General features: G+C 38.8%; 9 protein-coding genes and 1 tRNA gene. 7 read left to right on the top strand and 3 right to left on the bottom strand.

All coding sequences use genetic code 11. The features are described 5' to 3' along the window. The first annotated feature begins 248 nt into the window (after positions 1 to 248). Complete coding sequence (locus tag ACLBWE_RS04780; RefSeq protein WP_447601485.1) at positions 249 to 3,344, top strand: multidrug efflux RND transporter permease subunit; 3,096 nt, start codon at positions 249 to 251, stop codon at positions 3,342 to 3,344. A gap of 73 nt (positions 3,345 to 3,417) precedes the next feature. Next, the gene (locus ACLBWE_RS04785; protein ID WP_132068604.1) at positions 3,418 to 3,993 is read left to right on the top strand and encodes a DUF4112 domain-containing protein; all 576 of its coding nucleotides are present in this window, start codon (positions 3,418 to 3,420) and stop codon (positions 3,991 to 3,993) included. A gap of 49 nt (positions 3,994 to 4,042) precedes the next feature. On the opposite strand, the gene htpX is transcribed toward ACLBWE_RS04785, so the two are convergent. Continuing rightward, on the bottom strand, positions 4,043 to 4,948 hold the full coding sequence (gene htpX / locus ACLBWE_RS04790) for a protease HtpX (protein WP_003650116.1): 906 nt from the start codon (positions 4,946 to 4,948) through the stop codon (positions 4,043 to 4,045). Between the two features lie 247 nt (positions 4,949 to 5,195). Continuing rightward, the gene (locus ACLBWE_RS04795) at positions 5,196 to 6,065 is read right to left on the bottom strand and encodes a lytic transglycosylase domain-containing protein (protein WP_215901093.1); all 870 of its coding nucleotides are present in this window, start codon (positions 6,063 to 6,065) and stop codon (positions 5,196 to 5,198) included. Positions 6,066 to 6,569: 504 nt separating this feature from the next. On the opposite strand from ACLBWE_RS04795, the gene ttcA reads away from it, so the two are divergent. Together ttcA and ACLBWE_RS04805 are read left to right on the top strand one after the other, a co-directional pair. Then, positions 6,570 to 7,475 carry a tRNA 2-thiocytidine(32) synthetase TtcA gene (gene ttcA / locus ACLBWE_RS04800; protein WP_003650120.1) on the top strand — a complete coding sequence of 302 codons (906 nt, stop codon included), beginning with the start codon at positions 6,570 to 6,572 and terminating at the stop codon, positions 7,473 to 7,475. A 204-nt stretch (positions 7,476 to 7,679) separates the two neighbouring features. Beyond that, positions 7,680 to 8,063 carry an SCP2 sterol-binding domain-containing protein gene (locus ACLBWE_RS04805; RefSeq protein WP_003650124.1) on the top strand — a complete coding sequence of 128 codons (384 nt, stop codon included), beginning with the start codon at positions 7,680 to 7,682 and terminating at the stop codon, positions 8,061 to 8,063. Between the two features lie 91 nt (positions 8,064 to 8,154). On the opposite strand, the gene ACLBWE_RS04810 is transcribed toward ACLBWE_RS04805, so the two are convergent. After that, positions 8,155 to 9,267: a transglycosylase SLT domain-containing protein gene (locus ACLBWE_RS04810; protein WP_447601489.1), complete on the bottom strand. Its 1,113-nt coding sequence runs from the start codon at positions 9,265 to 9,267 to the stop codon at positions 8,155 to 8,157. A 372-nt stretch (positions 9,268 to 9,639) separates the two neighbouring features. Between ACLBWE_RS04810 and greB the strand changes: the two genes are divergently transcribed. The 3 genes from greB to posA all read left to right on the top strand — a co-directional run bounded on the left by greB (position 9,640) and on the right by posA (position 14,649). After that, positions 9,640 to 10,134: a transcription elongation factor GreB gene (greB, locus tag ACLBWE_RS04815; protein ID WP_270903030.1), complete on the top strand. Its 495-nt coding sequence runs from the start codon at positions 9,640 to 9,642 to the stop codon at positions 10,132 to 10,134. A gap of 89 nt (positions 10,135 to 10,223) precedes the next feature. Beyond that, positions 10,224 to 10,313, top strand: a tRNA-Ser gene (locus ACLBWE_RS04820). Positions 10,314 to 10,650: 337 nt separating this feature from the next. Further along, complete coding sequence (gene posA / locus ACLBWE_RS04825; RefSeq protein ID WP_447601492.1) at positions 10,651 to 14,649, top strand: delta-poly-L-ornithine synthetase PosA; 3,999 nt, start codon at positions 10,651 to 10,653, stop codon at positions 14,647 to 14,649. The last annotated feature ends 22 nt before the right edge of the window (positions 14,650 to 14,671 follow it).

The following is a 14,671-nucleotide window of genomic DNA, read 5'->3' on the forward strand; positions in this document are numbered from 1 at the left end:
GTTTTAGTTGAAACGGCTCTAGTCTGCTCATTGAAATTGACGTGATCATGAAGAATTCATGAATTTTCAGTGACACTTGTTAAAGTCTTCTTTATGGGTTTGTAGGAAATGCCCATTCTGGCTTTGTTTTTGTCCTAATTGCATTTATTGTGTTAATTCTACTTGTCTTTTATATATCGCTCGTTGATGATCAAGATGCCAAATTGGGTATTGCCCCTTGTTAATTGACGACTTAATTCTGAGCAGCCATGCTATCTAAATTTTTTATTCAGCGCCCTATTTTTGCCAGTGTACTAGCAATTATTGTTATGGCATTTGGTATTTTCTCGGTGCTGAATTTACCCGTAGAACGTTATCCTGATATTGCACCTCCAAAAATTACAGTATCGGCAAGTTATAGTGGGGCAGATGCACAAACGGTTGAGCAAAGTGTTACTCAGATTTTAGAACAGCAAATACAGGGTATAGATCACTTACTTTATTTCAGTTCGACCAGTGACTCATCAGGGCGTAGCCGAATTACGATTAGTTTTGATAATGGAACAAATCCTGATACGGCACAGGTACAAGTACAAAATAGTATTAGTGGCGTCATAAGACGTTTACCAGATGAAGTACAACGCCAAGGGGTGACGGTAAGTAAGTCTTTGGGCGATACTTTCATGGTGGTGGGTTTATATGATTCGACTGGTAAAGCGGGGAACATTGAGCTATCAGACTATTTAACAACACACGTGGTAGATGACTTAAACCGTATTGAAGGGGTTGGTGAGTCCGATGTGTTTGGTTCGCAATATGCAATGCGAATCTGGCTAAATCCTGATAAATTAAAACAATATAATTTAATGCCAAGTGATGTTGCCAGTGCAATAACCGCTCAAAATACACAGGTGGCCGCGGGTGCAATTGGTGATTTACCTGTTATCGATGGGCAGTATTTAAATACGAAGGTTACAGCAGGTTCTCGACTAAAAACAGTCGAAGAGTTTAAAAATATTGTAGTGAAATCAAATCAAACAGCGAGCTATGTCTATTTAAAAGATATTGCCAGAGTTGAGTTGGGTGCAGAAAACTATCAGTCTTTTAACACCATTAATGGTTATCCTGCTGCTGGTTTAGGTATTTCGTTATCTTCAGGTGCGAATGCCATTCAAACCTCTAAGCTTATCCATCAAACTCTAGATCAGGTTACAAGCAAGTTACCAGCTGGATATAAAATTGTTTATCCACGAGATAACACGCCGTTTGTTCAAGAGTCGATTAAGGAAGTTGTAAAGACGCTTATTGAAGCGATTATTCTCGTTATTTTGGTGATGTTCCTATTTTTACAAAGCTGGCGCGCTACACTCATTCCGAGTATTACTGTGCCGGTTGTTATTTTAGGAACTTTTGCTGTCTTATATGTGCTCGGTTTTAGTATTAACACCTTAACGTTATTTGCACTGGTGCTCGCCATTGGCTTGTTAGTTGATGATGCAATTGTAGTCGTGGAAAACGTTGAACGGCTCATGCATGAACAGCATTTAACACCGAAAGAAGCAGCAATTGAGTCAATGGGCGAAATTAGTGGAGCCTTAATTGGGATTACATTGGTTTTAACGGCGGTTTTTATTCCAATGTCCTTTTTAGGTGGTTCAATTGGGGTGATTTACCGTCAGTTTTCCATTACTTTAGTTGCTGCTATGGCGTTATCGCTCGTCGTTGCCTTAGTGCTTACACCAGCTTTGTGTGCCCTAATTTTAAAACCTAATCCTGAACCTATGCGTTGGGCGGTTTGGTTTAACCAAAAAATTGATCAACTTAAAAATCAATATATCAAGATCGTACAAACAAGCATTCATTACAGTAAATCGGTTGTTGTGATTTTTGTGGCTCTGATCGCTGTTTTCGCCCTGTTCTATAGCGGTTTAAAAAGCGGATTTATTCCTAAAGAAGATCAAGGCATTTTAAGTGTTCAAATTAAGCTTGTGGATAGTGCCCCAATTTCGCAAAGTCAGAAAATTGGTGAACAAGTTCGTCAATATTTCTTGTCGCAAGAAGATAAAAATGTCGATTTAGTTTTGATCCGTTATGGACGAAATAATTTGGGTACAGGGCAAAATTTAGCGCAAGGGTTTATTGCTTTAAAACCGTGGGATGTGCGTACTGGAAAAGACAATTCAGCGGATGCTATACAAAAGCGTGCGATGAAATATTTTAGCCGTTTTAATAATGCTCAAATCAATGTGACTTTACCTCCTTCGGTCAATGGTTTAGGTCAAACGGATGGTATGGATTTATGGATTCAAGATTTAAATGGGCAGGGGCAAGATTTTCTAGATAGCACCTTCCGTCAGTTGCAAACACAGAGCAAAAGCTATTCAAGTTTTGAAAACTTTGATAAGCAATCAACCAATAGTAAAGCAAACCTAAATATCAAAATTGACCAGAAACAGGCATTAGCAAATGGGTTAGAGCTACCTGCGATTAATAACACCCTATCGAGTGCGTGGGGTGGAACTTACGTGAATGACTTTATTGATCGCGGTCGTATTAAGCGTGTCATGATTCAAGGTGATGCTGAGTTCAGATCGAAACCGGAAGATTTATATAATTGGTCTGTACGTAATAACCAAAATGAAATGGTGCCTTTTAGTTCATTTGCTAACTTTAGTTGGGGTGGAGCTCCTGAAATCGTAAAACGCTATATGGGATATAGTGCTTTACAGCTACAGGCAGATGTTGCGAGTGGCAGCAGTTCAGGTCAGGCAATGAAAGATGTTGAACAACTCGTAAATCAGCAAAAGGATGTGGGTTTAGCGTGGACAGGTTTATCTTTTGAAGAACAGAAGTCGACAAATCAGGCCGTCTGGTTATATTTAATTTCAGCGGGTTTTATTTTCTTATGTTTAGCTGCTTTATATGAAAGCTTGAGCATTCCCGCGGCTGTGATGACATCTATTCCGCTTGGCGTAGGGGGAAGTGTAATTTTCTCTTATATTTTTGGACTGCCAAATGACGTGTATTTCCAAATCGCAATGTTAACCACGATTGGCTTATCGTGTAAAAACGCAATTTTGATTGTTGAGTTTGCAGCCTTGGCTCAAGAAAAGGGTAAGAACGCGATTCAAGCGGCTTTAGAAGGTGCTAGCTTGCGTTTAAGACCCATTCTAATGACTTCCTTAGCCTTTGGTGCTGGAGTAATCCCTTTGGTCTTTGCTCAAGGCGCAGGGGCTGTGAGTCGCCAAGAAATCGGTATTAGTATTTTAGGTGGCGTCATGTTTGGTACTGTGCTGGTTTTATTCTTTATTCCAGTGATGTACGTGTTGCTTCGTTCATTGTTTAGATCGAAAGCTTCTAGTTAAAAGCAAACTATTTTAAAAAGAGGTATTAAATCAAGTATATTAAGTTTAACTTCTCTTCATATATTTGATTTAGATGCCTCAAGAAAAAAAATTAACAGAGCAGCAGGTCATCGCACTAGAACGAGACCTTGCCAAGTTTGCCACCATGATGGACAGCGCAGTGCGTATCCCTTTTACAAAGCAGGGTATTGGTGCCGATGCTGCACTGAGTACGATTCCAATTGCTGGTGATGTTGCTGGTTTTGCGCTGACTTGCTATGCCATTTATAAGGCTAAACAGATTGGTGTACCCCAACATAAATTAACTCCAGTCATCAAACTGGCAGTTGTAGATGCTGTAGTGGGCTTTGTTCCAGTTGCAGGAACTATTTTTGATATATTTATACGACCTAGTAGAAAAGCATTAGATGTGGTGCATACGCACATACGTGAAGAATATGCGATTCAAAGTGATATTCATGTCGTTCATCCATATTTACATGAACAGCTTGAAAAGAAGCAGCAGCACTCAGCTTTCTGGCGTAATCCTGTGGTGAGTTGGTTATGGTTACATATACCCGATTTATTAGGTGCCTTTGTACTGCTTTTAATTGGCTTGGCTGTTTGGTGGGGAGCAAGTTATCTGTGGAGCTTTTATCAATCAATGTAATAAAAATAAAGCCTCCGATTGGAGGCTTTATTTCTTCACGTTAAACGTTTTATGGGCAATCTAATTGATGTAAAGCTGCCACACGTTGTTCAATTGTTGGGTGGGTTTGGAACAAAGCAGCTAAGCTGAAACCTTGTTCTTTACCTTCCGCAATCGCGAAAGCTTTCATTTCTTTTGGCATTTGATCTGGCATTTCTGTCTCAGCTTGTAGACGTAATAATGCAGAAATCATTGCTTGTTTACCTGCTAAACGCGCACCGGCTTCATCAGCACGATATTCACGATAACGAGAGAACCACATCACAATCGCAGAAGCGAGAATACCAAAGACAATATCTAATACCATGGTAATAACGAAGTAACCCATACCCGGTGCTTCATCATCTTGACGACCAAAAACATTACGGTCGATAAAGTCACCGACTACACGAGCAAAGAACATAACAAAGGCGTTCACGACACCTTGGATGAGTGCTAGGGTAACCATATCACCATTCGCAACGTGACCAATCTCATGCGCAAGCACAGCACGGAGCTCATCTTTATTCATACGCTCAAGTAGACCAGATGAAACGGCAACTAAGGCATCATTTTTATTCCAGCCTGTTGCAAAGGCATTGGATTGATATGATGGAAAAATACCAACCTCTGGCATATTAATACCAGAACGTTGAGAAAGTTCAGCGACTGTTTGCAATAACCAGCTTTCAGCTTGGTTACGAGGAGCATTCGGGTCGATCAGTTCTGTACCGGTCGTTTTCTTAGCCATCCATTTTGACATGAATAACGAGATTAAAGATCCCACCATACCAAACACAAAACAGATTACTAAAAGGTTGCCTAGATTCAAGCCACCCGCGCCATGGTAACTACCGACACCGAAGAGTGACAAAATAATGCCAGCTACAACCAGTACCGCGAGGTTGGTAAGCAAAAACAAACCAATCCGCATCATTGAGAAAACCCTCTTATAAATAAAATGTTATCTGATTTACAAATTCTAAATCATGCAGCTAATATGCGGGGCTTAGGGGAAAAATTCAAGAAAAAAATAAGGAATTGATACATTCTTTCACGAAGTAGAATGTACCTAAATTTAAAGAATTATTGGCTAAATTCGCCTAAATGGTAAGGATCAGGTAATAGATCTTTACAATTTAAAGCACAGAAATTTGACGGAATAGATCCGTCAGTTAAAGTTTTTATTCAATTCGAATATGTGCAATAGCAGTGGCGTTGTTCGTGACATAAGTACCCGTAGGCGCATCAGTAAATGTCCCATTGGATAAAGTCACAATTTGACGAGAAGAGGAATATTTAGGTGCTGGCGCTGCTATTTGAGCTGTTGTGTTTTCCGTTAAATTAGAAGACTGAGAAGAGACTTGCGCTGAAGTATTAGAAGAATTAGTAAAAGATGAAAAACCTGAACCAGATGAATATAAGTTTTGATATCGACTGGTTACACGGCGCACGTAATCTTGTGTTTCACGAAAAGGTGGAATACCGCCGTATTTATCAACATTACCTTCACCTGCATTATAAGCAGCAAGTGCCATTTGTGTATTGCCACGAAAACGCTTGAGCAACCAGCTTAAATATTTTGCACCTGCAAAAATATTTTGTTGAGCATCGAAGGCATTGGTCACGTTAAATCGACGTGCAGTCGCAGGCATAAGCTGCATAAGGCCTTGCGCCCCGACTGGAGAGCGAGCATTTACATTAAATCCTGACTCGGTATGCATGACGGCCTTAATTAAGCCTTCTGATACGCCGTGTTGCTGTGCAGCCTGTTTAATAATGTGGTCAAAAGCATTTTTATTTTTATTGTAGCTAGGCAGAACAGAGGCCTCTGAAGCTCCCCAGTTCGTATAACTATGAATATTACTGTCAGGGTAATAGGTCACTTTTACTTTTTTAAGTGATTGATCATAACTTTTTCGATTCGTCAGCAATGTACTACCATTTTTATCTTGGTAAATATACATTTGGCCTGCTGAAGTCGACGTTATGCCGACCGAAAAAGTGGTCATCCCCAGTAAACAAGAAAAAAGAAATTGAACCGGTTTTTTCATTTTATGTTATTCACAATTTTAAGATATTCAAAACTTGTCGAAGAGTTTATCAAAAAATATTACAGAAAGAACTTTTGTGTAATTTTTTTTATTTCGACTCTTTCAAAAAATCAAGCTGTTTTGTTCGAATGCTCATCAAAAAAAATTAAAAATTATTTTTAAAATGATTCTATTGACTTGACTAACATGTTGATATTTAATGGTAAAAAACATTGGTTAAAAAATGATCAATTTAAATAAAACCCTTAACAGAAGGTCTAAACAGTTTGTCAAGTACGAAGAAATCCACAATTTTATCCACAGGTTTTGTGGAAAACTGTGGAAAAGTCCAAAAAGTAAGCACTTTGCACAAATTTTGAACGCGCTAGTCAAAATAGAACACGACTTTTGCATCATGCAGGAGCAATGTGACGACTTCAAGAATTGAAACTATTCTTTTGATGCGATTCTCGTCCGAATCATATAAAATTGCGCGGTATTTTTATTTATGGGTATATCTCGTCTATGTACGCGCCAGTTGAGTCTAATCAGGGATTTAATTTTAAGCCTGAACTTCCAACAAGCTCGGCCTATTACCGTTTGCTCAAGAAGCTTCGCCGTCAAGTTGGGCATGCTATTCGTGACTTCAATATGCTTGAAGAGGGCGATAAGGTCATGGTGTGTGTGTCTGGTGGTAAAGACAGTTATACCTTGCTCGATATCATGTTGCAGTTTAAACGTATTGCACCAATCAATTTTGATGTTGTTGCGGTTAACCTTGACCAAAAGCAACCAGGCTTTCCTGAAGATGTCTTACCTCGTTATATGGAAGAAAATAACATTCCATATTACATTTTAGAAAAAGACACCTATACCATTACTAAGCGTTTAACACCGGAAGGTAAAACCTACTGTGCAGTATGTTCGCGTTTGCGTCGTGGTTCTTTGTATGGCTTTGCACAAGAAATTGGTGCGACTAAAGTTGCTTTAGGACATCACCGCGATGACATTCTTGCAACGTTCTTCTTAAATCTGTTTCATGGCGGCAGTTTAAAGGCGATGCCTCCAAAGCTTTTATCATCAGATAAGAAGAATATTCTGATTCGTCCATTGGCTTATGTTGAAGAAAAAGACATCATCAAATATGCCGAGTTGCGTCAGTTCCCAATCATTCCATGTAACCTTTGTGGTTCGCAGGAAAACTTACAGCGTGCCATGCTGAATGAAATGCTACGTGATTGGGATAAACAATATCCGAAACGCTTACACAGCATTTTTGGTGCGTTACAAAACGTATCTCCGTCTCAGTTAGCGGACCGTGAACTGTTTGACTTCGAAGCCCTAGATTCTCAGCGCGAGCTGGATTTTAAAGATCCAGAAGAGCTTAAGAATCGCTTAGATGTTGTGAACTTAAGTTTTGCTGCTGAGTAAAACTACTTGATAAGTCAATTAAAGGCACTTTATAAACAAGTGCCTTTAATGTATCAAAATACTAAAAAATGAATGTTCCGTACAAAAAGTCATAGCCCTAAATTTAAATTACATGCTATAACAACGCTCAAGCAGAATTGCTTCACATGATGTTGTCTGGATAGACAACTAGAGAAATTGAACAAATAAATTTGAGGAAGAATCATGCCTGCATTTTTAACTGAAGATTGGTTTGCTACTGTCGAAAAATTAACTGCTGAAGCAGGGGATCTTAATTTGCCACCTGCTCTTGCGAATTTGGCAATTAATTTAGTAGTTACAGATGCTTCTGGAAATACCGAATTAGCTTTAGATGGGGGTAAAATCAAAAAAGGTTTGTCTTCAAATGCCAAAACAACTTTAAACATGGATGCTGAAACTTTACGTAAAGTATTCTTAGAGTTTGATATGGCTGCTGCTATGCAGGCATTCATGACTGGTAAAATTAAAGTTCAAGGCGATATGTCTCAATTGATGGCTTTACAAACAGCTAAGCCAAGCCAAGAACAAAAAGATTTATTTAAGAAAGTGTTAGAGCAAACAGCTTAAATTTCAAAGAATTCATATAAAAAGCTTACCCATAGAGGTAAGCTTTTTATTTATACAAACAATGAATTTATCAACTTTTAAACAATAAAAATTAGATATTGATTCGTGTTTGCGCCGTTTTGATATGTTCAAGATAAGCACGAATACGAGTGACATATTGAACCGCTTGCTTATATCGACCATTACGCGTTTTATTACTTTGCAAATAATTGTAGAGATTAACCCACTGATTTGGATCTTTCCCTTGTGCCTGCAAGCGCTTCTGAATCTGGTTTACCGCACCAGGTCCCATATTATAGGCCACCAGCGCATACCAGTTCCGATCAGGGAAGGGAATATCATCATATTCACTTAGCATCTGGTCGTAATACTTTGCTCCACCTTGAATGCTTTGAGCTGGATCACTACGATTGCTTACACCCATTGCTCGAGCAGTGCTATTGGTCAGCATCATTAAGCCACGAACACCTGTGGGAGAAACAGATTCTGGCTTTAAATATGATTCTTGATAACCAATGGCAGCAAGTAAATGCCAGTCAAGATCATATTTAGCTGCACTTTGTTTAAAGCTCGCTTTATAAATCGGTAAACGCGTCGTTAAGTCACGCTGAATGGTTGACCAAGCTTCTGGTTTCACCACATTACGATTATAGAAAGAAGCGAGTTGCTGAGTCACACCATTTTGCTTACTTTGGCATACAAAGCCACTAGCAGTTTGGGTGAGAGGGTCATCAGCTTGTTTAAACACCCAGCTTAACTCAGGATTTAACCCATTTTTTTGCAAATTGACTGTGTCACCACAACTTGCAGAAAAGGACATTAAACCTTTGTTCTCAATGGTACTTAAACCTGCGGTCGTCATCGCAAAGTTTGCTTTACCTTGCTGAACCCATCTAAGTGCAGTGGCATTGTCTGCCACGATTTTAAAGTCTAGCTTTACATTAAGGCTTTGTGCATAGTTACGTGCTAAGTCGTAACCAAAACCATGTAAAAACTGATCTTCTTTGAAAACGGTTGTCGGGCTTTCTACCGCAACAACAGTTAGAGTGTTTGTATTTACTACAGTATTGTACTGTAGGGTTTTTCCTGCATTAATACTATGAAATGGAAAAAGCATAGTACTGAGTGCAAGTGCTTTTAACGGGAGAGAAGAAAATAAAGAGTTAAGGCAAAGCCTCGACCCTGAACTTGAATTACTGTGCATGTTGTCTCCGCTACAGATAATTTATGCCCAAAAAGTCAGACAATAAGCTGCCATAACTTTTAAAAGTTGATAAATTCAATAAGGGGTGGGCAGTCATGACGTCATTCAAAATGACATGAAATGAAAAAAACAAACTGTGTAGAAAATCTACATAGTTTTCTAAAAGGTTAAAAAATGCTCAACATTTAATCTGCGCGCATCATAGTATTGAAAAAAAGTATTGTCAAATTTCGTACAATTAAATATTCGATATATCATCATAAACACATGAATTTCTTAAGGAAGAAAATTTATACACTTCTGATATGAGAAAATAGGGTATAAAATGCTACATCTTGTAAGCGATATGTTGTTGAACAGTGGTTTTTAATCATGAAATCTAACTTAATCACCCGATCAGGGCATGACAAATTAGTTGCTGAATTAAAACAACTTTGGCATGAAGAAAGACCGGAAATCACAAAGAAAGTGAATTGGGCTGCAAGCTTGGGTGATCGCAGTGAAAATGCAGATTATCAGTACAACAAGCAGCTACTGAGAAAAATTGATCGACGAGTACGTTATTTAGGAAAACGTTTAGAAGAATTAAAAATCATTGATTACGCACCTGAGCAAGATGGTAAGGTTTACTTCGGCGCTTGGGTAGAGATTGAAAACGAAGAAGGTGAGCAAAAAACTTTACGTATTGTAGGGATTGATGAAATTTATGATCATCACCCTCAGCATATTTCGATTGAATCGCCTATGGCCCGTGCACTGCTCGGCAAAGAAGTCGATGATGAGATTGAGGTGCATACGCCATCTGGGAAAAAGCTTTGGTATATCAATACAATTCGCTATGAAAAGAGCGAAAACCCAGAAAACTAAATTAATTTGTATTTATTTTGAGCGTTTGAATTAAAAATTAAATAAAAGATTTGCCAACTTGTGTTTTTGTTTATATTATAGCGCTCGTTGGAAGCGTGGCAGAGCGGTTTAATGCACCGGTCTTGAAAACCGACGAGGGTGTGAGTCCTCCGTGAGTTCGAATCTCACCGCTTCCGCCAAATTCTTAAAAAGCCCTTGTTAATGACGAGGGCTTTTTTTTATGCCTATTTTTTTATTTTCTTGGCTTATATCAATTTTGAATAACGCTATTTAATTTTTATAAAAATACGTGCCTATATTTTTCCTTGTTGTCATTCCCGTTTGATTTATAAGGCATAAAAATCGATTGTTCTTCTAAGTTAATAACTCACTCTCTACGCTTAAAATAAAATCTTTAATCTTCATTTAAGTTCAACTCTTTAATTTGTTGCCTAACAATTGATTTCTTTAATAAGTCATAAAAATCCAAACGTGACTGTATTTAAGTTAAATCAAAACTTAAAGAGAGTTATAAAAATGAACCAATGCGTAACAAGCTCGAAAAATATTATTCGTGGTAAATTTCACCCCGAATTTTTGCAAGATGAAGTACTCGCCGATATTTTTATTCAAACTGCTCAAAATCTCCCAGATAAAACAGCTTTAATTGAAGCAAATAAAACGCTGAGCTATGGAGAGTTATATCAGCAAGCTTTCGTTATGGCGCAACAGTTGATTTTAAATGGGGTAAAAGCGGGGAATATTGTCGGGTTATGGCTACCAAGAGGTATTGAGCTTTTAAAAGCACAGCTGGCAATTTGTTTGAGTGGTGCGGCTTGGCTTCCTTTTGATATGGATACGCCAGCAGACCGTATTGCAGTTTGTCTTGAAGATGCTGAAGCTGTAGGCATGATTACTACAGATGAATGGTATGAACATTTAGCGGAAGTGCCGCAAACCAAATGGACAAACACAGAGCTACAACAGCCGGTTATTAAAGAAGTAAGCTTACCGAAAACCACACCAGATCAACCTGCTTATATTATTTACACTTCAGGCTCAACTGGAAAGCCGAAGGGTATTGTGATTACCCAGAAAAATATTTGTCACTTTTTGCGTAGTGAAAACAGTATTTTAGGGATTCAAGAACAGGACAAAGTCTATCAAGGCTTTTCAGTCGCTTTTGATATGTCGTTTGAAGAAATCTGGCTTTCTTATTTGGTTGGGGCAACATTATGGATTGCTCCAAAAAACTTGGTGAGTGACCCTGAACGTTTATGCCAAACATTAAAGCAGGAACAAATTACAGTATTGCATGCTGTACCAACATTACTGGCTTTATTCCCTGAAGATGTACCGAATTTACGTATTATTAACTTAGGCGGGGAAATGTGCCCAGACTCACTGGTTGACCGTTGGGCATTACCTCACCATCAAATGTTTAACACCTATGGTCCAACTGAGACTACGGTTACTGCAAGCCTTGAGTCGTTAGAACGTGGTAAACCCGTTACGATTGGGAAACCTTTACCAAACTATGGCATGTTAGTCATTAACGCTGAAAGAGAATTACTGGCTCAAGGTGAAACAGGTGAGCTCTGTATTTTTGGCCCAAGTGTGGCACCAGGCTATTTAGGGCGACCTGATTTAACGGCTGATAAGTTTATTGAAAACCCTTGGGCAATGAGTGCGGATGAAGAGTTGCTTTACCGTACTGGTGATTTGGCAAAAATTGATGAATTTGGTCAAGTCCACTGCTTGGGGCGGGCCGATGATCAGGTGAAAATCCGTGGTTTCCGTGTTGAACTCGGTGAAATTGAAGCTGCGCTTTGCGATATTGATGGCATTGGCACAGCAGCAGTAATTCTACGTCAAGAAGACGGAATTGATCAGCTGATTGCTTTTATTGCACCTGAACTTGATGCCAAACAACCAATAGAAATTAAGCAGCTTCGTCATACTCTAGCTCAACGTTTACCACCTTATATGGTGCCGAATCGTTTTGAGATTATTGAAGAAGTACCACGTTTATTATCTGGGAAAATTGACCGTAAAGCGTTAAAAGCCAGACCGCTCACTAGTGTGATTGACCGTAGTGAGTCTGACCAGCCACAAAATCCAGCAGAAGAAATCTTATTTGAAATTTTGAACCGCCTGTTTCCAAACATGCCGATTAAACTAGATTCAGATTTCTTTGATGATTTAGGCGGGCATTCACTTTTAGCCGCTGTTTTAGTTTCAAATCTGCGTGAACATCCTCAATATAGCCATCTTACGATTCAAAGCTTATATCAAGCGAGAAGAGTGGGGGCTATTGCAGCTTTAATGTTGGAGCAACCAGAGCCTACTTTATTTGATAGCCAAATTGGGCAAGACAACCCGCGTAACCAAACGTATAAATGGTTATGTGGTATTGCGCAGCTTACGACCATTCCAGTTTTAATTTCGATTAATATTTTGCAATGGTTAGCACCATTCTTTACCTATCACTATTTTACAGGTGGAACCCGAGACAGCATTCCATATGCAATCGCGTTGTCTTTACTGGTTTATATCAGCGTTATTATTAGTAGTTTTGTGCTTTCAATTACGGTGAAACGATTATTAATGTTGGGCATTGGTGCAGGACGTTATCCACTTTGGGGAATGACGTATTTCCGTTGGTGGTTAGCAGACCGTATTAGCAATATTTCACCAGTTTATTTATTGTCAGGTTCAACTTTACTTAATCTCTATTTAAAGGCACTTGGCGCAAAAATTGGACATGATGTCACCATTAGTTCGGTTCATATTCGCATGCCATCTTTATTAACTGTTGAAGATGGAGTGAGCATTGGCTCTCAAGTGAATTTAGAAAATGCCAAAGTCGAACATGGTCATTTGGTGTTGGGTTCAATTCATCTTAAAGAAGATAGTTATGTGGGTTCGTATGCTGTATTAGAAGAAAATACAGTGTTAGAAAAACAAGCTAATGTAAATGCCCTAACTTCAATTGAATATGACACAGTAATACCAGCTGGCGAAATTTGGGATGGAACGCCAGCTAAAAAAATAGGGCATGTAGATGAACACGCTAAAATGCCAGAACGTCCTAAATTATCGTTCATTCGTAAAATTGCTGAATATGGATATTATGGTGTTAGTGCGTTAATCATTGCTTGTCTGTTCTTTATTCCAATTTTCCCAAGTTTCCTTTTGGTCGATTGGTTAGATGTAAACGTATTTAATATTAATCCGAATAACCATCTGCAAATCGCACTTTATTATTTTGCTTTAGCCATTCCAGCTAGTGCAATGATGATGATGATTACTGCTGTTATTTCTTCAGCAATACGCAAAATTGCATTGCCTCGTCTTGAGACTGGAACGTACGCTGTTCATGGCAGCACGTATTATCGTAAGTGGTTTGCATCTCAAATTTTAGAAACAAGCTTACAAACATTGCACGGCCTGTTTGCTACGATTTATGCGCCTACATGGTTCCGCATGCTCGGGGCGAAAGTAGGTAAAAATACTGAAATTTCTACTGCAAATGGTGTTATTCCTGAAATGCTGACTTTGGGTGAAGAAAGCTTTATTGCTGATGCTGTAATGTTGGGTGATGAAGAAATTAAAGGCGGTTGGATGACATTAAAAGCGACCAAAATCGGAAATCGTAGTTTTGTCGGAAACAGTGCTTATATTGCTGATGGTACAGTGTTACCAGACAATGTCTTAATTGGCGTACAGTCAAAAACACCAGATAACCTTGAAATGTATGATGGTCAAACTTGGTTTGGTTCTCCGCCATTATTATTACCTGCACGTGAAGCTGCTGAAAAATATCCTGACCACTTAACGTTTAAGCCAAGCTTCAAGCGCCGTTTCATGCGTGGTTTCATTGAAGGCCTTCGTGTTGTATTACCAGCCGCACTCGCAATTGGTGTGGGTTATATGATTGTGCTTGAAGTTATCGATGTTATTAATAAATACAACATCCCAACTGGTTTATTGGCTTTAACGCTTGCTGGTTTGCTCTATGGTGTCGGCTGTTTCATTATTGTTGCATTGATGAAGTGGACTTTAATTGGACGTTATCAACCACGTTCAGCGCCAATGTGGACCATGTTTGTGTGGTTAAGTGAAGGGATTACTAGCTTATATGAATCAGTTGCCATTCCAAACTTCTTAAACTACTTAAGAGGAACGCCAATGTTGCCATTCTTCTTGCGTATTTTAGGTGTTCGAATTGGTAAAGATGTCTACATGGATACGGCTGATATCACAGAGTTTGACTGTGTGAGTATTGGCGACCGTGCTGAATTTAATAGCTTTTCAGGACCGCAAACTCACTTGTTTGAAGATCGTATTATGAAAATTGGACAGGTCAATGTTGGAAATGATGTGGTGGTAAATTCACGTAGTATTATTTTATATAACGCCAATGTTAGCCATCATGCAGTGTTAGGACCATTAACTTTAGTGATGAAAGGTGAAAATATTCCTGCTAAATCTGCGTGGATTGGTTCGCCAGCTGTGCCTTGGGTTCATAAATAATTTAATTTAAGTTTAACCATCT

Source organism: Acinetobacter sp. M5A5_2a (assembly GCF_053345265.1).